Source organism: Erwinia sp. 009765445, from assembly GCF_058137865.1.
Map to the genome: position 1 here is coordinate 140,387 of NZ_JBYUWC010000008.1, position 19,499 is coordinate 159,885.

The window sequence follows — 19,499 nt, forward strand, 5'->3', positions numbered from 1 at the left end:
TGTTATTGTTATTGTTATTGTTATTGTTATTGTTATTGTTATTGTTATTGTTATTGTTATTGTTATTGTTATTGTTACAGGCTTTCTATTTTTCTAATTAATTTTAACTATAGACTTATATGTCTTATTGATTTTTTTCTTTTTTTTATAGTGGGTTGTAATTTAGTTAATGGCCTATGAAAATGTTTTTTTATATGATAAGACATGAATTCAAAGGTTTCTCACGTTCAAAATTGAACTTTATCACTCTGCTGCGTGAGCATTTTTTTCTGTTCGGGTCTTAACTGTAAGTGTCCCAGCCCGTTTGCAATTCCCTTTCCCCTTTACGCAGAAGGAAGCGGTATGTCGCAGCAGAAATTTAACCCGGCACGATTTGAGGCGGCCCTGACGCGCCAGTGGCAGCATCTTGGATTATCTTCAGCCAGTGAAATGACTTATCACCAGTGGTGGCAGGCGCTCAGCGGCGCACTGGCTGAGCTACTGGCGGCGCTGCCAGTGGCCAAAGCGGCAAAGAAGCAGCGCCACGTAAACTACATTTCGATGGAGTTTTTGATCGGCAGGTTAACCGGTAACAATCTGCTCAACCTGGGCTGGTACAACGAGGTGAAAGCCGTGCTGGCTCAGCATCAGGTCGAGCTGAGCGAGCTGCTGGAAGAGGAGGTCGATCCGGCGCTGGGCAATGGGGGGCTGGGGCGGCTGGCGGCCTGCTTTCTGGACTCGATGGCGACGGTCGGACAATCTGCCACCGGCTACGGGCTGAACTATCAGTATGGCCTTTTCCGCCAGTCCTTTAATGATGGTCAGCAACGCGAGGCACCGGATGACTGGCACCGCAACAGCTATCCGTGGTTCCGTCACAATGCCGCGCTGGATGTGAATGTCGGCCTGGGCGGTAAGGTGGTCAAAAATGGCACCGGTTTTCGCTGGGATCCTGCGGTGACCCTGCGTGGCGAAGCATGGGATTTGCCGGTAACCGGCTATCACAACGGCGTTGCTCAGCCGCTGCGGCTCTGGCAGGCCACTCATGCGCATCCTTTTAATCTGACGCTTTTTAACGACGGCAAGTTTTTGCAGTCTGAACAGCAGGGGATCGATGCGGCGAAGCTGACGAAGGTGCTGTATCCCAATGATAACCATCAGGAAGGCAAGCGTCTCCGGCTGATGCAGCAATATTTCCAGTGTGCCTGTTCAGTGGCCGATATCCTGCGCCGCCACCATCTGGCCGGGCGAAAAATCGGCGAACTGCCCGACTATGAAGTGATTCAGCTGAATGACACTCACCCGACTATCGCCATTCCGGAGATGCTGCGCGTGCTGCTGGATGAGCATCAGATGGGCTGGGATGAGGCCTGGGCTGTCACCAGTAAAACCTTCGCCTACACCAACCACACGCTGATGCCGGAAGCGCTGGAGCGCTGGGATCAAAAGCTGGTGCGTTCTTTGTTGCCGCGCCACTATATGATCGTGAAAGAGATCAACAAGCGCTTCAAAAAGCTGGTGGATAAGCACTGGCCAGGCGATGAAGCTAAGTGGGAAAAGCTGGCAGTGCTGTATGACCATCAGTTGCGCATGGCTAACCTGTGCGTGGTCAGCGGTTTTGCGGTGAACGGGGTTGCCGCACTGCATTCTGAGCTGGTAGTGAAGGATCTGTTCCCGGAATACCATCAGCTGTGGCCGACCAAATTCCATAACGTCACCAACGGTATCACGCCACGCCGCTGGCTGAAGCAGTGCAATCCGGCGCTGGCTGGTTTGATCGACGAGACGCTGAACGTGGAGTGGGCTAACAACCTTGACGCGCTGAAAGGGTTAGAACCGTATGCGGAAGATGAGCACTTCCGCCAGCGTTATCGCCAGATCAAACATGACAATAAAGTCCGCCTTGCTGACTACATCAGGCTTCTGACCGGGATTGTGGTCAATCCTGATGCGATTTTCGACGTGCAGATCAAACGCCTGCATGAATACAAACGTCAGCACCTTGGTCTGCTGCACATTCTCTCCTGCTATAAACAGCTGCGCGATAATCCGGAGACGGACTTTGTGCCACGGGTCTTCCTGTTTGGTGCCAAGGCGGCTCCCGGTTATTACCTCGCCAAAAACATCATCTACGCCATCAATAAAGTGGCGGAGAAAATCAATAATGACCCGCTGATCGGCGACAGGCTGAAGGTGGTGTTTATTCCTGACTACCGCATTACGGCGGCGGAGCTGATGATCCCGGCGGCCGATATCTCCGAACAGATCTCCACCGCAGGCTACGAGGCCTCCGGCACCGGCAACATGAAGCTGGCGCTGAACGGGGCGCTGACTGTCGGTACGCTCGACGGGGCAAACGTGGAGATCGCAGAGCAGGTGGGACCGGAGAATATCTTTATCTTCGGCAATACCGTCGATGAGGTGAAAGCGCTGAAGGCCAGTGGCTATGCGCCGCTCAGGCTGCGCAAAAAGGACAAACATCTGGATGCCATTCTTAAAGAGATGGAGAAAGGTTTCTTCAGCGGCGGCGACAAACACGCTTTTGATCTGATGCTGAACAGCCTGGGCAAGGGCGGCGATCCCTGGCTGGTGCTGGCCGACTTCGCCAGCTACTGCGAAGCGCAGAAACAGGTGGAAGTGCTGTACCGCGATGAAGAAGCCTGGACCCGTGCGGCGATCCTAAATACTGCCCGCACCGGAATGTTCAGCTCCGATCGCTCAATCCGTGATTATCAGCAACGCATCTGGCAGGCAAAACGCTAGGGAGAGGCGATGGACAGAAAGAAGTTTGAACGGGAAGCCGCAACGGCGGGAATTGCCTCTGAGTACATTAATGCCAGAGGACAACCGGAAGAGGTCAGCGTCGAAGTTCGCCAGCGCCTGCTCGCCACGATGTCGGATGCCCGTAAGGCAAAACCCGGGCCGATCCCGCCCTGTAAGGTTTATCAGCGCAAGCGTTCGCTAAAGCTGGAAGTGGCGGGCAAAGGCGATTATCAGTGGCAACTGGTAACTGAGAACGGCCGTGAATACAGCGGTAAGGTGAACGCAGGCAGCGGGATCTCCCTGCCGTCAAACCTGCCGCTGGGCTACCATCAGCTGCAGCTCAGCCAGGCTAAAAAGCAGTGGAATTGCCGGGTTATCATCGCGCCAAAACGCTGTTACGAGCCGGAGCCGTTGCGGCAGGGAAAAAAACTGTGGGGCAGCTGCGTGCAGCTTTATAGCGTCCGCTCGCAAAGTAACTGGGGGATGGGCGACTTTGGCGATTTGAAACGTATGCTGGCGGAAGTGGCCGACCGGGGCGGGGCTTTTATCGGCCTCAATCCGATCCACTCTCTTTATCCCGCCAGCCCGGAGAATGCCAGCCCGTACAGCCCTTCCTCCCGGCGCTGGCTGAACGTGATGTATATCGACGTGGCAGCCGTGCCGGACTTCGGACACAGCAAGGCAGCGCAGCGCTGGTGGCAGCAGAAAAATACGCAGAAGCGGTTGCAGCAGGCACGTGATAGCGAATGGGTGAATTACGCGCTGGTCGGCGAGCTGAAAATGTCCGGGCTGCGCCACGCCTGGCAACACTTCAGTCTGCGTAAAAGTGACGATCCCACCCGCCAGCATTTTGAGGCTTTTATCGTCGGAGGTGGTGGCAGCCTCTACTGGCAGGCGGCTTTTGATGCCCTGCACGGGGCGATGCTGAAGGAAGATCCTGCACGCTGGGGCTGGCCGGTGTGGCCGCAGGCATTACAGGATGTGCACAGTGAAGAGGTGCAGCAGTTCTGCCGGCAGCATCAGGAGGAAGTGCGCTTCTGGCTATGGTTGCAGTGGCTGGCGAACCGGCAGTTTAATGAGTGCTGGCAGCTCAGCCAGCAGCGGGAGATGCCGGTAGGCTTATATCGTGATCTTGCGGTAGGCGTGGCGGAAGGCGGGGCGGAAACCTGGTGTGACCGTGAGTTGTACTGTCTGCGGGCTTCCGTCGGTGCGCCGCCGGATATCCTCGGGCCGCTGGGGCAGAACTGGGGACTTCCGCCGATGGATCCGCATGTGATGAACGTGCGGGCTTACCAGCCGTTTATTGACCTGCTGCGGGCCAACATGGCCAGCTGTGGCGCATTACGTATCGACCACGTGATGTCGTTGCTGCGCCTGTGGTGGATACCTTATGGTGAAACCGCCAATTATGGCGCTTACATCTACTATCCGGTGGATGATTTGCTGGCGATCCTGGCGCTGGAGAGCCAGCGGACTCAGTGCATGGTGATCGGTGAAGATCTTGGCACCGTGCCGGTGGAGATCGTCTCAAAACTGCGGGAAAGCGGCATCTATTCATGGAAGGTGCTCTATTTTGAACAGGAAAACGCTGACCGTTACCGTCCGCCCGCTGCATGGCCGCGCCAGTCAATGGCCAGCGCCACGACACACGATTTGCCCACCCTGCGGGGATTCTGGAGCGCTGGCGATCTGGCGCTGGGTGAACGGCTTGGCATCTATCCGGATAAGGCCGTGCTGCACTCGCTGTATCAGGACCGGGCAAGACAAAAGCAGGCGCTGTTGAAAGCGCTGCATCAGTATAGCTGCCTGCCGAAAAGCATCGGCAAAAAGGCCAGCCTGATGAAAATGACCCCGGATCTGAATCGGGGTATGCAGCGGTTTATCGCTGACAGCAACAGCGCACTGCTGGGATTACAGCCGGAAGACTGGATGGATATGGAAAAACCGGTCAACGTGCCGGGCACCACGGATCAGTATCCCAACTGGCGGAGAAAGCTAAGCCTGACGCTGGAAGAGATATTTGTGGATCAGAGGATTAACCGGTTGATCAAGGACTTAAACCATCGGCGTAAAGCAGGGGAAAAACAGAAGAAATAAGCGGGAAAAACGCCCGGTCAGGGAAATCCTCACCGGGCGCTGTATGGGCTTGCACTCAGTAGAATGAGTGCTCGCCGCGCTGGTGTTCCGTCAGGTCACGCACGCCTTTCAGTTCAGGGAAGGCGACCAGCAGCTCTTTCTCAATGCCTTCCTTCAGGGTGACATCGACCATCGAACAACCGTTACAGCCGCCGCCAAACTGCAGAATGGCGAAGCCGTCATCGGTGATTTCCATCAGCGACACTTTACCGCCGTGGCTGGCCAGCTGTGGGTTGATGGTGGCCTGCAGCTGATACTCAACGCGCTCAATCAGCGGTGCATCATCGCTGACCTTACGCATTTTGGCGTTAGGCGCTTTCAGCGTCAGCTGTGAACCGAGGTTATCGGTGACAAAATCAATTTCGGCGTCTTCCAGATAAGGCGCGCTCAGCTCATCCACAAAAGCAGACAGCTTCGCGAATTTCAGTTCGGTATCGGTGGCTTCTACCGCATCGGGTGGGCAGTAGGAGACGCCGCATTCCGCGGTAGGGGTACCCGGATTGATAACGAATACGCGAATCTGAGTGCCATCTTCCTGTTTTGACAGCAGTTTTGAGAAGTGCTCTTGCGCAGAATCAGTAATTCGGATCATGGCGATTGCTCAATAGTTGACTAATTTAGTTGGTTATAATACGCCCATCGCCGACGCTCTACAAGGTTCGGCACAGGCTCCATACCTGCACGCTCGCCGCGCCTGCGGCCAGCAAAATGCGGCTGATTTCTCCCACGGTGCTGCCGGTGGTGATCACATCGTCTACAAGCGCGATATGCCTCCCCTTCACCGCAATTTCAACCCTGAAGGCGCCCCGCAGGTTTCTTTTTCGTGCACTGGCCCGCAGGCTGTGCTGGATCCGCGTCCGCCGCTGACGCTTTAAGCCTGCGGCGGCGTAGGAGCAACCAATCCAGCGTGACAGATGCCGGGTAACGTCGTCCATTTGGTTGTAGCCCCGCAGCCAGGCGCGTTTGCGGTGCAATGGTACGCAGAGCAGCAGATCGGGCTTATCCAGCAAGAACTGACGTCTTGCAGCTAACCAACTTAACAAAACCAGCCGTGCAAGCATCACCGAGAGTGCTGTTGCGCCAAAAAATTTCAGCTGTTTGACCCAGTCGCGCAGGGGCGGTTGCCAGCCGGTAACAAACATCATCCGTTGCCAGGGCGGCGGTTTTAGCTGACAGCGGCCGCATTCCTGCCGGATGTGCAGAGCGGGCAAGCCGCAGCGGGGACAGCAGGGGGGAGCGATGGGGAGCTGGCGCAGGCACAGGCTGCAAATGCCCTGAGCGGGCAGGGCAAGTGGCATCCGGCATAGCCAACAGGCGGTGGGCATTGATAGCATAGCGGCCTCCATGGCAAATACAGGATATTAAAGGATGGCTCAGCTTTACTGGCAGACAATTGGCAGCGGAGATCGCGATCTTGTGATGCTGCACGGCTGGGGACTGAATGCGGGTGTCTGGCACAGCATCGTTGATCGACTCAGCCCGTATTTCCGCCTGCACCTTGTCGATCTGCCCGGCTATGGACGCAGCCAGGGATTCCCGGCTATGAGCGTGGAAGAGATGGTGGCGATCCTGAAGTTACAGGCTCCCGCCAGAGCGCTGTGGCTGGGCTGGTCTCTGGGTGGCCTGGTAGCCAGCCGCATGGCGCTGCAATATCCGGAACAGGTCAGCGGGCTGATCAGCGTTGCCTCTTCTCCGTGCTTCACAGCCGGTGAAGGCTGGCCGGGCATCAAACCAGAAACGCTGAGCGGTTTTCAGCGTCAGCTGAGTGAGGATTTCCAGCGCACCGTGGAACGCTTCCTCGCGCTGCAGACATTGGGCACCGAAACGGCCCGCCAGGATGCCCGGCTGCTGAAAAGCGTGGTGCTGTCGCTGCCCGTGCCAGAAGTTGAGGTGCTGAACGGCGGTCTTGAAATTTTACGCACTGTCGATCTGCGTGAAGAGATGACTTCGTTAATATTGCCTCTGCTGCGGATTTACGGCGCGTTGGATGGCCTTGTGCCGCGCAAAGTCGCGCCATTACTGGATGCTTTATGGCCTGAGAGTGAGTCAGCGATCATCGAAAAAGCCGCTCACGCCCCGTTTATTTCCCATCCGGACGCATTCTGCCAACAACTTATTGATTTCGGACTAAAAATTATCAATTAATTTTGCGTTAAAAACTGGCGAATTGGTCATAACGGGTAATAATTATTTGGGTAATCAAGGTCGCTTACCTTTTTTACCTCTGAGTTGTCCAGGGAGTCGGGCGTTATTTCCTTCCTGCAAGCTCCTCAAGCGACTGCTTATTCCTGAAAACAACACTAATGCGGAGTGTCTTTGATGAAAATTTTTCAAACTGTAGCAATCGCTCTTCTGGTGGGTTCGGTTTCTTTTGGTGCGCTGGCGGCCAAAGAAGTGACCAAAGAAGAAGTGAAAACCATGAATCTGGAGAAAATCGGCACGGTGAACACCACCGCTGAAACCACTTCGCCAATGGATGCCAAACGTGAGCTTTCCAAACTGGCAGATGAAAAGGGGGGTAAATATTTTCTGGTGATTGCTGGCCGTGAACACGGTAAGTTCAGCGCGACTGCGGATGTATATAAATAATCTTTGTCACACAGGCAGAGTTTACTCTGCCTGATATAACACTGGTGGATTCTGAATAATTTACTTCGTCCAACAGCCCGTTATAGGTTTCGAAAGCATTGCCAGGACGGCAATAAGACAGACCTCAATGGAAACAGACCAGCAAATATGTCCAATGAGTTCGCTCCAGAATTCGTAGCCGTTCAGATTCCATAACCAGCCAGCCTCTCCGTTAAGATACGCGGGATGCCTGAAACCTAATGCCGGGATCAGTAAACCGTGCATGAACAATGTTATCGCTATCCCATAAGCTGCACCGAACCCAAATCTTATTTTGGGTGTTACCGCAGAGATAAACACGTATAAGAATGCAAAGGCAAAACTGAACAGCCAGTGGTAAAGCATGACTGCACCGGGAACCGTCACCCCCTGATAAACGTAATCATGCGAATGAGAATTAAACCCTGACCATCCAAGCCAGGCGTCAATATTAGCTGCAGGCGGGGATATTTCATCGGCGATTCGTGGGGGCATGTTTGACTCAGTGCCTGATTTAACTAATGAACTGATCACGCCGCCAATGAATGTTGTCAGTGCAAGCACCCGTCTGTTGATCCTGCTAAACATAATTTCTTCCCTGTAGATAAAATAACCTGATAGCTCTTCTGGCACAGCCAAAGAGCACGAGGCATAACACACCAAAAATAGCGGACTGTCATTCTTATAAAGTGCGCTTTCAGGTATTTTTCAGCCACAGGTAGCGCCAGGGGCGCAATGTCAGCGGCAGCTCTCCGGCGATAACTTCGTTGCCAATAATATCGTGGTAATTCCGGTTGTCCGGCAGGAGCCAACAGATATCTTTGCTGCTGAGGTTATAAACGCACAGTAGCTCTTCATGCACCTTCTCTGACTGACGGCGTATTACCAGCAGCGCATTATCGCTTTCCAGCACCTCCATCGGGCTGTCCGGATGGAAGGCGGGCTGGCGCGTGCGTAGCTGAATCAACCCACTCAACTGGTGGAAAACCTTGTGACGCAGCGTCTGCTCGTCGCTCAGCGCGGCTTCAATCTCGCTCAGTGCATATTTCTCACGGTTAATGGCGCGATTATGCCCGGCCACTTTCACTCCTTCTGAATCGTTACGGGAACCCAGGATACTTTGTACGTAGATGGCGGGCACACCGGGAAAAGCCAACAGCAGGGCATGAGCCAGCATAAAGCGTTGCAGGCGCACCTGGTCATCGTCGTCCTTTTTGTTCAGAGCATCCATGTAGGTAACGTTGATTTCGTAAGGGCTGGTGGTGCCGTCTGGGTTGTTTTTATAGGAGACCAGCGCGCCTTCGATGGCCAGATCCCTGACCAGCGAGACGATTTCGGTCTCCGGCAAAATACCGCGCAATGGATTCAGGCCGATACCGTCGTGCGAGGCGAGAAAGTTAAACCAGGTGGTGGTTCCCTCGCCCGGATCCAGTGAGGCCGCCCAGTTTTTCAGCGCGCGGGAAGAGCCATAGTGAATGGCATGCAGCACCAGCGGCGGCAGTGAGAATTGATAAACCATCTGCGCCTCATCCCGGCCGTTGCCCAGATAGCTGATGTTGTCCTTATGCGGCACGTTGGTTTCGGTGATGATCACCGTACCCGGAGCCACCTCGTCAGCAATGGCACGGAACAGCTTCACCAGCAGGTGGGTTTTCTCCAGATGAATACAGGAGGTGCCGGGCGTTTTCCACATATAGCCCACCGCATCCAGCCGCACGTAATCGGCCCCTTTCGCCAGGTAATCCAGCAGCACGTCCACCATCCTCAGCAGCACGGTCGGGCTGGCAAAGTTCAGGTCGATTTGATCGGCGCTGAAGGTGGTCCAGATAAACTTCGTTTCGCCATCCGCCCTCTCAAACGGCGTCAACAGCGGTGAGGTGCGCGGCCGGGTCACTGCGCTGAGATCGGTAGAAGGCACGATGCTGATAAAAAAGTCGTCCCAGCCTGGGTCCCGGGCGAGAAAGTGTTTAAACCAGGCGCTGTGTGCGGACATATGGTTGCAGACAAAATCGAACATCAGCCGCGCGTGCTGGTGCAGCTCCGCCACATCCGACCATTCGCCGCAGATGGCGTTAACCCGATGGTAGTCAATGACCGAAAAGCCGTCGTCAGAAGACCAGGGAAAGAAGGGGAGCAGGTGCACAAGGCTGAAGCTGGACTGAAGGTATTGCTGGTAAAAACGGGAGAAGGTTTGCAGCGTCGGGGTTTCACTTTCACGGAACTGATCGGCATAGGAGATCAGCACTACGTCCTTTTCATCCCAGTGGGTCTTGCGCTGATGATCCAGCGCAAGACGGGTCTGCAAAATTGCTTCTGTCAGCCTGTCCCGGCACTCTGTGGGAAAGGTGCTGTCATAGATCTTATCGAGTAAGTTATTGATAATTTCCATTTTTAAACAGTGAGCCACCGCATTCAGTTGCCGCCACGATAGTTTTCACTGTAGACCGTTGAAACAAAATCGCAAATTCAGTGGCAGCCACCGCTTTTGGCGCAGCCTGAACAACCTTTCGGCGTGGTGGTCATCATAATCAGCCTTTCTGGCGGTAAGGTGATGTTTTTCAACACCAGCCACAGCAGGCCGTTAAAGGCGACGACCGCCATCAGCGTGATGGCGCTGGACTGAGGATGCTCCGTGAACGTTGCCAACTGGTAAAACACCGTCGCCAGTGAGTAAGCCAGATTGGTGCCCCAGAGGATCGAGAACAGCATCCAGCGGCGGCTGCTTTCGCGGGCGATGGCCCCCATTACCGACACGCAGGGTACATACAACAGCACGAAGATCAGGTAGCTGTAAGCCGCTGCATCGCTGGCGAACTTACTGTGCATCACGCCCATCGAGCCGCTGCCCATATCGCCGTCGCCTTTGCTGGCTTCGATTGGATGAAACAGCACGCTGAGGCTGAAGGTGCTTTTCACGCCGTCCCAGGTTTCCTGCACGGCATCACCCAGTTCGGCGAGCAGGCTGAAGCTGCTGGCATCAAACTCTTCCTGATGCAGTGCTTCAGCGGTGTACAGCGTGTTGAGAGTGCCGACCACCACCTCTTTTGCCATTGCTCCGGTGACCAGCCCGACCGTTGCCTGCCAGTTACTGCTATCCACACCCATTGGGTTCAGCAAGGGGGTGATTGAGCGGCTGACCGTCGCCAGCGCCGAATCGTTGATGCTGGACACCGGCTGGCCGCTGAAGGAGAAGCTGTTCAGTGCGCCAATCAGCACGCTTACGGCCACAATCACCTTACCGGCGCGGATCACAAAGCTTTTCAGTCGCTGCCAGGTTTGCAGCAGCAGGCTCTTAACGTGCGGCACGTGCCAGGTCGGCAGCTCCATCACAAACGGTGCCGCCTCGCCGCGCATCAGCGTGTGCCGCAGGATCAGGCCAGTGAGGATTGCTGCAGTGATGCCGAGCAGATACAGGCTGAAAACGACCAGCGCACCGCTCTTGCCGAAGAAGGCCGAGGCAAACACCGCGAAAATCGCCAGACGGGCACCACAGGACATAAACGGGGCCATCAATACGGTGATCAGCCTTTCACGTGGCGCATCCAGCGTTCTTGCCCCCATCACCGACGGGACATTACAGCCAAACCCGACGATCAGCGGCACAAAAGATTTCCCCGGCAGGCCCAGCGCCTGCATCAGCCGGTCGACCACGAAGGCCGCCCTCGCCATATAGCCGGAATCTTCCATTACCGACAGGAACAGGTACATCAGGCCAATTTGCGGCACCAGCGGCATCACGGTGTTGATACCGCCGCCAATCCCCTGGGCAAGGAACAGCGTGAGGATCGTCGGGAAATGCAAAGTCGCGCCCAGCCACTGCATACCATCAATAAAGATGGCTGCCGAGCTTTTATCGAACAGCGGCTGCAACGCACCCCCAAGGTTAATCGCGAGGAAAAACATCAAATACATCACGGCCAGAAATATCGGGATACCCAGCCAGCGATTCAGCGCCAGCGCATCCAGCCGGGCAGAAAGGCGGTGCGGCGTGGCTTCCTGCATGGCGGTTGCGCTCTGGCACAGGGTTTCAATTGCCCGGTAACGAGCCTGGGCAATCTCCAGAGGGCAGGCCTCCAGGTCTGGCAGTCCGGATAGCAGGTCTGCTGCTTCACCGCACTGCGAACGGCAGTAAATATCCCCTTCCAGCGTTTGCAGCGCCAGCCAGCGCCGACGATCCGCAGCAAGCTGTTCAGGCATGGCAGCCGTCAGAGCGGCGACGTTGGCTTCCACTTCCTGCGGATAGTCCACAACGAACTGGCTGGCGGTGTGGGGAGGGGTGTCGATAGCTTGTTTCAGCTCGGTCAGACCTTTACCCCGGTTAGACACCAGCGGGATTACCGGGCAGCCGAGTTTTTCAGCCAGCGCGGCCACATCGATATGAATATGCTGGCTGCGGGCGATATCCAGCATGTTCAGCGCGACGATGCAGGGAATGCCCAACTCCTGCAACTGCAGGGTCAGGTAGAGATTACGCTCCAGATTGCTGGCATCGACCACGTTAATCACCAGGTCAGCTTCCCCGCTCAGCATGTAGTGGCAGGCAATCTGCTCATCCAGCGAGGTCTGCTCAGAGATGGTGGTCAGAGAGTAGGTGCCGGGCAGGTCAACCAGCCGCACTTTGTACTGCTCTGTGATGAAACTGCCTTCCTTGCGCTCAACCGTGACCCCGGCCCAGTTACCGACGTGCTGCCTTGCACCGGTCAGCTGATTAAACAGCGTGGTTTTGCCTGAATTGGGATTACCAATCAGCCCGATAGTGAATGCTTTCATCTTTAAGCTCGCTTTATTCAGGAGTGGCAAGTTGCAGGAAGGAGAGATCTTTTTTGCGCAGCATCAGGCTGAAGCGGCGGGTTTCAATCTGGATGGGATCGCCCAGCGGTGCCACGCGCCTGACCTTAAAGATGGCGCCCGGCAGCAGGCCGAGAGAGAGCAGCTTCTGCCGGAAGGCGGCGCTGACCTCTGGGGAGTAACAAAGGATCTGATAATCTTGCCCTGGAATATATTGCATAAATAATTACCCTTACCGGCGCAATTTTGCACCGTTATTATTAACCAGGGGGATTATAATGAGAATGATTCTCGCTCTTATTGACTCAGGACAAGTTTAATTTGGTCAAATAAGGAGCGGATCGGGCGATCCGCTCCACAGGGCTTAACGCTTTTTGCCGAATGCCGCCGCCAGGGCGTCGCCCATTGCGCTGTTGCCAGCAGGCTGTGATGCCGCCGGACGAGGGCTCTGGGCCGGACGCGCATTGTCGCGACCGCCAGCGTTGCCACCGCCGCCGCGACGGGCATTGGTTTCACCCGGCTGCTCATCAAGACGCATGGTCAGGGCGACGCGCTTACGCTGCAGATCCACTTCCATCACCTTCACCTTGACGATATCGCCTGCTTTCACCACTTTGTGTGGATCATCGACGAACTTGTCAGAAAGCGAAGAGATATGCACCAGACCATCCTGATGCACGCCGATATCGACAAAAGCACCAAAGTTGGTGACGTTGGTGACCGAGCCTTCCAGCACCATCCCCGGTAGCAGATCGTTCAGGGTTTCGACCCCTTCGGCGAACTGGGCGGTTTTGAACTCCGGACGCGGATCGCGGCCCGGCTTTTCCAGCTCTTTGATGATATCGGTGACGGTTGGTACCCCGAAGCGCTCATCGGTGAAGTCCACCGCCCGCAGGTTGCGTAGCCCGGCGGGATTCCCCATCAGCTCATCCAGCGCCTGCTGAGTGGCCGCCAGGATACGCTGCACCACCGGATAGGCTTCCGGGTGAACCGTTGAAGCATCCAGAGGGTTGTCACCGTGGTTGATACGCAGGAAGCCCGCGCACTGCTCAAAGGCTTTTGGCCCCAGACGGCTGACTTTCAGCAGCTGCTGGCGGTCCTGGAAGCGACCGTTTTCGTCACGCCAGCTGACGATATTCTGCGCCATCATTTTGGTCAGCCCGGCCACGCGGGTCAGCAACGGCACGGAGGCGGTGTTCAGATCCACCCCCACGCCGTTCACACAGTCTTCCACTACTGCATCCAGCTTTTTCGCCAGCTGGCTCTGACTGACGTCATGCTGATACTGGCCAACGCCGATGGATTTAGGATCGATTTTCACCAGCTCGGACAACGGGTCTTGCAGACGACGTGCGATGGAAACCGCACCACGGATGGAAACGTCGAGGTCCGGGAACTCCAGCGCTGCCAGCTCGGAAGCGGAATACACCGAAGCACCGGCTTCACTGACAATCACCTTCTGCGCGTTCACCTGTGGGAACTGCTTCTGAATATCGAGGAAGAAGCGCTCGGTCTCGCGTGAGGCGGTGCCGTTACCAATTGCCACCAGTTCGACCTGATGTTTGGTGCAGAGCGCAGCCACAGCGGCGGCGGCTTTGGCAGTCTGGCCGGTGTGCGGGTAAATGGTATCAGTAGCGACCAGCTTGCCGGTGGCATCCACCACGGCAACCTTCACGCCGGTACGCAGGCCCGGATCGAGACCCATGGTGGCTCGCATACCCGCAGGAGCAGCCATTAGCAGGTCGTGCAGGTTACGGGCGAATACATTGATTGCTTCGTCTTCTGCGCGCTCACGCACGGTGCCCATCAGCTCGGTTTCCAGGTGCAGCAGCACCTTGATGCGCCAGGTCCAGCTGACCACGGCTTTGCGCCAGCTGTCTGCCGGAGCATTGTTCAGGCGCAGGCCCAGATGGTCGGTAATAATCTGTTCGCCGTGGCTTTCACGCGGCGGCTCGTCGAACTGCGGGTCAGCATTCAGCGCCAGCTGCAGCACGCCTTCGTTGCGGCCGCGGAACATCGCCAGCGCACGGTGAGAAGGCACGCTGGAGAGCGCTTCATGGTGGTCGAAGTAGTCGCGGAATTTCGCCCCTTCTTCTTCTTTGCCTTCCAGCACGCGGGATACCAGGTGGGCATTTTTCCACAGATATTCACGCACTTTCGCCAGCAGTGAAGCATCTTCGGCAAAGCGCTCCATCAGGATATAGCGTGCGCCGTCGAGGGCGGCTTTGGTATCGGCAACGCCTTTATCAGCGTCGACAAAAGTTGCAGCCAACTGCTCCGGCTCGTGGGACGGATCCTGCCAAAGCGTGTCGGCCAGCGGCTCAAGGCCTGCTTCAATAGCAATCTGACCCCGGGTGCGGCGCTTCGGTTTATAAGGCAGGTAAAGATCTTCAAGCTCGGTTTTGCTCAGGGTACTGCGGATGGCGTCAGCCAGCTCATCGCTGAGCTTGCCCTGATCGTCGATTGATTTGAGAATTGACTGGCGGCGCTCTTCAAGCTCCCTGAGGTAGCCCAGGCGTGTTTCCAGCTGGCGCAACTGGGTATCGTCCAGTCCGCCGGTCACTTCCTTACGATAACGTGCGATAAACGGCACGGTGTTCCCTTCATCCAGCAGACGGACAGCAGCATCAACCTGTTCTGCTCGCGCCTGCAGCTCACTTGCAATTATGCGGCTCAGCGAATCTTTCATCATCGGTTACTTGGTAGCTATAAACAGCGGACAGTTATACGGATTGCGGGCGAGAATTGCCAGTCGCCGGGCAACCTCAGGCGCAAGATCCGCGTGATTAGGATTGTTTAACGTAGTCGATCTCATTGACGTACCAGGTGGCTTCACCGGCTGGCGTGTGGACCGTTGCCACGTCACCAACTTCCTTTTTCAACAGCGCACGGGCCATTGGCGAGTCGATTGAGATATAATCTTTGCGGCCAAAGATCTCGTCATAGCCGACGATACGAAAACGTTTAAGCTCGCCGTCGTCGTTTTCCACTTCGACCCAGGCACCAAAGAACACCTTGCCGTCCTGCTGCGGCGAATAATCGACAATGCGCAGTTGCTCCAGACATTTGGTGAGGTAGCGAACGCGACGGTCAATTTCGCGCAGGCGTTTTTTGTTGTACTGATAGTCGGCATTTTCACTGCGATCACCGAGGCTGGCCGCCCAGGTCACCTTTTTTGTCACTTCCGGCCGCTCTTCCCGCCAGAGAAAGTCCAGCTCATCCTTCAGCTTGTTATACCCTTCACGGGTGATCAGTTTGGTTTTCATCATCTGCCCATTTCTTTCTCTGGAATGCTGCCGCTATTTTGTTGTGAAGCGTGCGGTGATGCAAATCCGATCGGCAATTTTTCTGACCGTCGTTACTGCTTGTTTGTCATGACTATTCGCGGAGAAAATTAACTTTCTGAGCTTTGCGGCAGCGCAGGTTTTTCAGCCTTAATTAAAGATAAGCTGCTGTTTAATATGCTTTGTAACAATTTCGGCTAGAATATAAACCATTATTGACTGTTACATTCAGGCATCTTTTTTAAAAATATTGACTCAGGCAATAGCGCCTTTGGGAGTATCGAAATGCAAGAAAACTACAAAATTCTGGTCGTGGATGATGACATGCGTTTGCGTGCGTTGCTGGAACGTTATCTGACCGAACAGGGCTTCCAGGTGCGCAGCGTGGCGAACGCCGAGCAGATGGATCGCCTGCTGACCCGTGAATCTTTCCACCTGATGGTGCTGGATTTGATGCTACCTGGCGAAGATGGTCTTTCTATCTGCCGCCGCCTGCGCAGCCAGAGCAACCCGATGCCGATCATTATGGTGACGGCCAAAGGCGAAGAAGTAGACCGCATCGTCGGGCTGGAAATTGGCGCGGATGACTACATTCCAAAACCATTCAACCCGCGTGAGCTGCTGGCCCGTATCCGCGCTGTGCTGCGCCGTCAGGCCAATGAGCTGCCAGGGGCACCTTCTCAGGAAGAAGCGGTGATCGCCTTCGGTAAGTTCAAGTTGAACCTCGGCACGCGCGAGATGTTTCGTGAAGACGAGCCAATGCCGCTGACCAGCGGTGAGTTCGCCGTGCTGAAAGCGCTGGTGAGCCACCCCCGTGAGCCGCTGTCCCGCGACAAGCTGATGAATCTGGCCCGTGGCCGTGAGTACAGTGCGATGGAGCGTTCTATCGACGTACAGATCTCCCGCCTGCGCCGCATGGTGGAAGAAGATCCGGCTCATCCGCGTTATATCCAGACTGTCTGGGGCCTGGGCTACGTCTTCGTACCGGACGGCAGCAAGGCATGAGGCGGATCCGCTTCTCTCCCCGCAGTTCGTTTGCCCGCACATTGTTGTTGATCGTGACCCTGCTGTTCGTCAGCCTGGTCACGACCTACCTGGTGGTGCTGAATTTCGCCATTCTGCCCAGCCTGCAGCAGTTCAACAAAGTGCTGGCGTACGAAGTGCGTATGCTGATGACCGATCGGCTGCAGTTGGAAGATGGCACACAGCTTGAAGTGCCTCCGGCATTTCGCCGCGAGATTTATCGCGAGCTGGGCATTTCGCTGTATACCAATGCGGCGGCGGAAGAGAGCGGATTACGCTGGGCGCAGCACTACGAATTTCTCAGCCAGCAGATGGCGCAACAGTTGGGCGGCCCGACCGATGTCCGCGTGGAGGTTAACAAAAACTCCCCGGTGGTCTGGCTGAAGACCTGGCTCTCGCCGGATATCTGGGTGCGGGTGCCGCTGACCGAAATTCATCAGGGCGACTTCTCGCCGCTGTTCCGCTACACGCTGGCGATTATGCTGCTGGCGATCGGCGGAGCCTGGCTGTTTATCCGTATCCAGAACCGACCCCTTGTGGAGCTGGAACACGCGGCTCTGCAGGTCGGTAAAGGCATTATCCCGCCGCCACTGCGGGAGTACGGTGCTTCGGAGGTCCGTTCAGTAACCCGTGCATTCAATCAGATGTCGGCGGGGGTTAAACAGCTGGCAGACGACCGCACGCTGCTAATGGCCGGTGTCAGCCATGATTTGCGCACGCCGCTGACGCGCATTCGTCTGGCGACTGAAATGATGGCGCAGGAAGACGGCTATCTGGCTGAGTCGATCAATAAGGACATTGAAGAGTGTAATGCCATCATCGAGCAGTTCCTCGACTATCTGCGCACCGGCCAGGAGATGCAGACCGAAAAAACGGATCTTAACGGCGTGCTGGGTGAAGTGGTGGCTGCGGAAAGTGGCTACGAGAGGGAAATTGAAAACGCGGTGATGCCTGCGGAGCTGATGCTGGATATCGACCCGCTGTCGATCAAACGTGCTGCGGCCAATATGGTGGTGAACGCTGCCCGCTATGGCAACGGCTGGATCAAAGTCAGCAGTGGCAGAGAGCTGCAGCGTGCCTGGTTCCAGGTGGAAGATGACGGTCCGGGGATTAAACCCGATCAGTTGAAGCATCTGTTCCAGCCATTTGTGCGGGGTGACAGCGCCCGCAGTACCAGCGGAACCGGTCTGGGCCTGGCCATTGTGCAGCGTATCATTGATGCCCACCAGGGCTCGCTGGAGATTGGTGACAGCGAGCGCGGCGGATTACGTATCCGTGCTTATCTGCCACTGCCTGCCAGTGAAAGTAGCCAGGCAGCACTGACCTGACAGACGGCCGGTAAACAGAGAAGTGCTGGCAGGTTGCTTCAACCCGCCAGCATTGCAGCTTGTCGAAGCTAATGTTTAGCCCACAACGGTTGCAGGCACCAAAACTTCTGTCGCAATAATCACGATGATCAGCCCGACCAGCACCGGCACCGAGGTTCGTTTGACCACCTCAAACGGCGAGATTTTTGCCATCCCGGCGACGGCAACCACCCCCCCCGAAACCGGAGAAATAGTGCGGCCCAGGTTGGAAGCCTGCAGCATTGGAATGGAGAGATAGGCCGGATTAATGGCGGAAGAGTGTGCCAGTTTTGGGATCATCTCGACAAAGGCGTAAAATGGTGCATTACCGGAGCCGGTGGTCATTGCCGCCAGCATAGTCAGAATAACCAGCACCAGCACCAGCACCAGCACCAGCACCAGCACCAGCATCAGCACCAGCACCAGCACCAGCATGATACTGGCTGAACCGAACGAGGTGGCAATGGAAATCAGGCTCTGAATAAAGCCGATAGTGCTGAGGCCCTGAGCAAATACGCCCGCCGCGACAAGCAGCATCACCACGCTGGCAAAAGCATCCGCCATTCCGCGATAAGCCACGTCAAGCCCCGCAAACACCTTCTGCGTGTTAAATCCGCGAACAAATTCCAGCACCGCCGCCAGCAGCATGCAGATCACCAGAATGGTGATGATGTGCAGTTGTGGTCCCCATTTGCCGTCAAAAATCAGCACCCCGATAATAGGCGCAAAAGGCAGGATGGCGTAGAACGACGGCGCACTGGTGGTTATCTCGCTGATGTCCAACATCTCATGGCTGATGTTCTCTTTTTTGTCGAGATACTTCTGCCAGAAATAGTGCGTAACCGCCATACCCAGAATGGCGACGATTGAGATAGGAAGCGTGGTTTTAAACGCGAAGTCGATCAGCGGCATTTCCGCCGCTTTAGCAGCCAGCACCACGTCACCGGAGGTTGGCTAGAGGATAATGGCGGCAGGAGAGGCGCAAATGGCTGCTGCTGCGCCGCGGCTGATGCCGACATTAACCATCACCGGGAACAGGGTTGCCATCACCAATACACCAAGGCCGGTTGCTGAGGAGACTGCCAGCGACATCAGGCAGGTAACAAAATAGGCTGCAATCATCAAAATGTACGGCGAATTAATGTACTGCAGCGGTTTTGATGCCAGCTTTACCACCATATCGTTTGCGCCAATATGGGTCATATAGGCGGCAAAACCACACAGCATCATTATCATCATGCCAAGGTCGCCGCCCCGGCTCATCAACAGGATCTTGATATATTCCACTATGTCTGTGGCGCTGTAACCGGTACTGGTTTCACTGGCAGGCAAAACTTTATGGCCCATCAGCGCGCTGATAATCAGCAGCGTCAGCCCCCTACAAATAACACGCCGGTGGCTGAGTAGCCTTTAATGATGTAGCGGGCAACGCCGCCAATGACGACAACGCCAATGAGAAGTTCGATAAACGTAAGCATGATTTCCCTTCTCCCTTCTCCCTTCTCCCTTGTGCTCTTCAGAGAGCAGGGGGTTAGCAAAAAAAGAAGGGGGGGGATGTGCCTAATAATTGGAC

Annotated in this window: 14 protein-coding genes and 1 pseudogene; 6 read left to right on the forward strand and 9 right to left on the reverse strand. The window is 55.7% G+C overall.

What is annotated here, in order from left to right; genetic code table 11:
• Window positions 1-342 precede the first annotated feature (342 nt).
• Entirely contained in the window at window positions 343-2,742 is a 2,400-nt protein-coding gene (gene malP / locus AC3Y5R_RS10755; protein ID WP_489921335.1) for a maltodextrin phosphorylase, read from the forward strand.
• Window positions 2,743-2,751: 9 nt separating this feature from the next.
• The gene (malQ, locus tag AC3Y5R_RS10760) at window positions 2,752-4,839 is read left to right on the forward strand and encodes a 4-alpha-glucanotransferase (RefSeq protein WP_489921336.1); all 2,088 of its coding nucleotides are present in this window, start codon (window positions 2,752-2,754) and stop codon (window positions 4,837-4,839) included.
• Window positions 4,840-4,894: 55 nt separating this feature from the next.
• Here malQ and nfuA read toward each other — a convergent pair whose 3' ends face one another.
• Both nfuA and gntX read right to left on the reverse strand, forming a co-directional pair.
• Window positions 4,895-5,470 (reverse strand): Fe-S biogenesis protein NfuA, encoded by a 576-nt coding sequence (nfuA, locus tag AC3Y5R_RS10765; RefSeq protein ID WP_489921337.1) that lies wholly within the window; start codon window positions 5,468-5,470, stop codon window positions 4,895-4,897.
• A 58-nt stretch (window positions 5,471-5,528) separates the two neighbouring features.
• The gene (gene gntX, locus AC3Y5R_RS10770; protein ID WP_489921338.1) at window positions 5,529-6,212 is read right to left on the reverse strand and encodes a DNA utilization protein GntX; all 684 of its coding nucleotides are present in this window, start codon (window positions 6,210-6,212) and stop codon (window positions 5,529-5,531) included.
• Between the two features lie 34 nt (window positions 6,213-6,246).
• Between gntX and bioH the strand changes: the two genes are divergently transcribed.
• A complete protein-coding gene (gene bioH, locus AC3Y5R_RS10775; protein ID WP_489921339.1) occupies window positions 6,247-7,023 on the forward strand; it encodes a pimeloyl-ACP methyl ester esterase BioH in 777 nt (258 codons plus the stop codon).
• 174 nt (window positions 7,024-7,197) lie between these two features.
• On the forward strand, window positions 7,198-7,467 hold the full coding sequence (locus AC3Y5R_RS10780) for a YdgH/BhsA/McbA-like domain containing protein (protein ID WP_158780996.1): 270 nt from the start codon (window positions 7,198-7,200) through the stop codon (window positions 7,465-7,467).
• A 60-nt stretch (window positions 7,468-7,527) separates the two neighbouring features.
• On the opposite strand, the gene AC3Y5R_RS10785 is transcribed toward AC3Y5R_RS10780, so the two are convergent.
• The 6 genes from AC3Y5R_RS10785 to greB all read right to left on the reverse strand — a co-directional run bounded on the left by AC3Y5R_RS10785 (window position 7,528) and on the right by greB (window position 15,539).
• Window positions 7,528-8,073 (reverse strand): YagU family protein, encoded by a 546-nt coding sequence (locus AC3Y5R_RS10785; protein WP_489921340.1) that lies wholly within the window; start codon window positions 8,071-8,073, stop codon window positions 7,528-7,530.
• 109 nt (window positions 8,074-8,182) lie between these two features.
• Window positions 8,183-9,874, reverse strand: a complete 1,692-nt coding sequence (locus AC3Y5R_RS10790) for an alpha-amylase family glycosyl hydrolase (RefSeq protein ID WP_489921341.1) — start codon at window positions 9,872-9,874, stop codon at window positions 8,183-8,185.
• 77 nt (window positions 9,875-9,951) lie between these two features.
• On the reverse strand, window positions 9,952-12,255 hold the full coding sequence (gene feoB / locus AC3Y5R_RS10795) for a Fe(2+) transporter permease subunit FeoB (RefSeq protein ID WP_489921342.1): 2,304 nt from the start codon (window positions 12,253-12,255) through the stop codon (window positions 9,952-9,954).
• A 13-nt stretch (window positions 12,256-12,268) separates the two neighbouring features.
• A complete protein-coding gene (gene feoA, locus AC3Y5R_RS10800; protein ID WP_158780990.1) occupies window positions 12,269-12,493 on the reverse strand; it encodes a ferrous iron transporter A in 225 nt (74 codons plus the stop codon).
• Between the two features lie 144 nt (window positions 12,494-12,637).
• Window positions 12,638-14,965, reverse strand: a complete 2,328-nt coding sequence (locus tag AC3Y5R_RS10805; RefSeq protein ID WP_489921343.1) for a Tex family protein — start codon at window positions 14,963-14,965, stop codon at window positions 12,638-12,640.
• 94 nt (window positions 14,966-15,059) lie between these two features.
• Window positions 15,060-15,539: a transcription elongation factor GreB gene (gene greB / locus AC3Y5R_RS10810; RefSeq protein ID WP_158785183.1), complete on the reverse strand. Its 480-nt coding sequence runs from the start codon at window positions 15,537-15,539 to the stop codon at window positions 15,060-15,062.
• 303 nt (window positions 15,540-15,842) lie between these two features.
• Between greB and ompR the strand changes: the two genes are divergently transcribed.
• Window positions 15,843-16,562, forward strand: coding sequence for an osmolarity response regulator transcription factor OmpR (ompR, locus tag AC3Y5R_RS10815; protein WP_001157751.1), 720 nt, complete (start codon window positions 15,843-15,845; stop codon window positions 16,560-16,562).
• Complete coding sequence (gene envZ / locus AC3Y5R_RS10820; RefSeq protein ID WP_489921344.1) at window positions 16,559-17,908, forward strand: two-component system sensor histidine kinase EnvZ; 1,350 nt, start codon at window positions 16,559-16,561, stop codon at window positions 17,906-17,908. Before ompR ends, envZ begins: the two co-directional genes overlap by 4 nt.
• A gap of 75 nt (window positions 17,909-17,983) precedes the next feature.
• On the opposite strand, the pseudogene dcuC reads toward envZ, so the two are convergent.
• A pseudogene (dcuC, locus tag AC3Y5R_RS10825) lies at window positions 17,984-19,404 on the reverse strand (anaerobic C4-dicarboxylate transporter DcuC).
• Window positions 19,405-19,499: the final 95 nt, after the last annotated feature.

Coding starts and splice junctions, on each gene's coding strand:
- nfuA (WP_489921337.1), bottom strand. CDS start 5,470: ATGATCCGAATTACTGATTCTGCGCAAGAGCACTTCTCAAAACTGCTG.
- AC3Y5R_RS10785 (WP_489921340.1), bottom strand. CDS start 8,073: ATGTTTAGCAGGATCAACAGACGGGTGCTTGCACTGACAACATTCATT.
- envZ (WP_489921344.1), top strand. CDS start 16,559: ATGAGGCGGATCCGCTTCTCTCCCCGCAGTTCGTTTGCCCGCACATTG.
- malP (WP_489921335.1), top strand. CDS start 343: ATGTCGCAGCAGAAATTTAACCCGGCACGATTTGAGGCGGCCCTGACG.
- greB (WP_158785183.1), bottom strand. CDS start 15,539: ATGAAAACCAAACTGATCACCCGTGAAGGGTATAACAAGCTGAAGGAT.
- AC3Y5R_RS10805 (WP_489921343.1), bottom strand. CDS start 14,965: ATGATGAAAGATTCGCTGAGCCGCATAATTGCAAGTGAGCTGCAGGCG.
- AC3Y5R_RS10790 (WP_489921341.1), bottom strand. CDS start 9,874: ATGGAAATTATCAATAACTTACTCGATAAGATCTATGACAGCACCTTT.
- feoA (WP_158780990.1), bottom strand. CDS start 12,493: ATGCAATATATTCCAGGGCAAGATTATCAGATCCTTTGTTACTCCCCA.
- bioH (WP_489921339.1), top strand. CDS start 6,247: ATGGCTCAGCTTTACTGGCAGACAATTGGCAGCGGAGATCGCGATCTT.
- ompR (WP_001157751.1), top strand. CDS start 15,843: ATGCAAGAAAACTACAAAATTCTGGTCGTGGATGATGACATGCGTTTG.
- AC3Y5R_RS10780 (WP_158780996.1), top strand. CDS start 7,198: ATGAAAATTTTTCAAACTGTAGCAATCGCTCTTCTGGTGGGTTCGGTT.
- feoB (WP_489921342.1), bottom strand. CDS start 12,255: ATGAAAGCATTCACTATCGGGCTGATTGGTAATCCCAATTCAGGCAAA.
- malQ (WP_489921336.1), top strand. CDS start 2,752: ATGGACAGAAAGAAGTTTGAACGGGAAGCCGCAACGGCGGGAATTGCC.
- gntX (WP_489921338.1), bottom strand. CDS start 6,212: ATGCTATCAATGCCCACCGCCTGTTGGCTATGCCGGATGCCACTTGCC.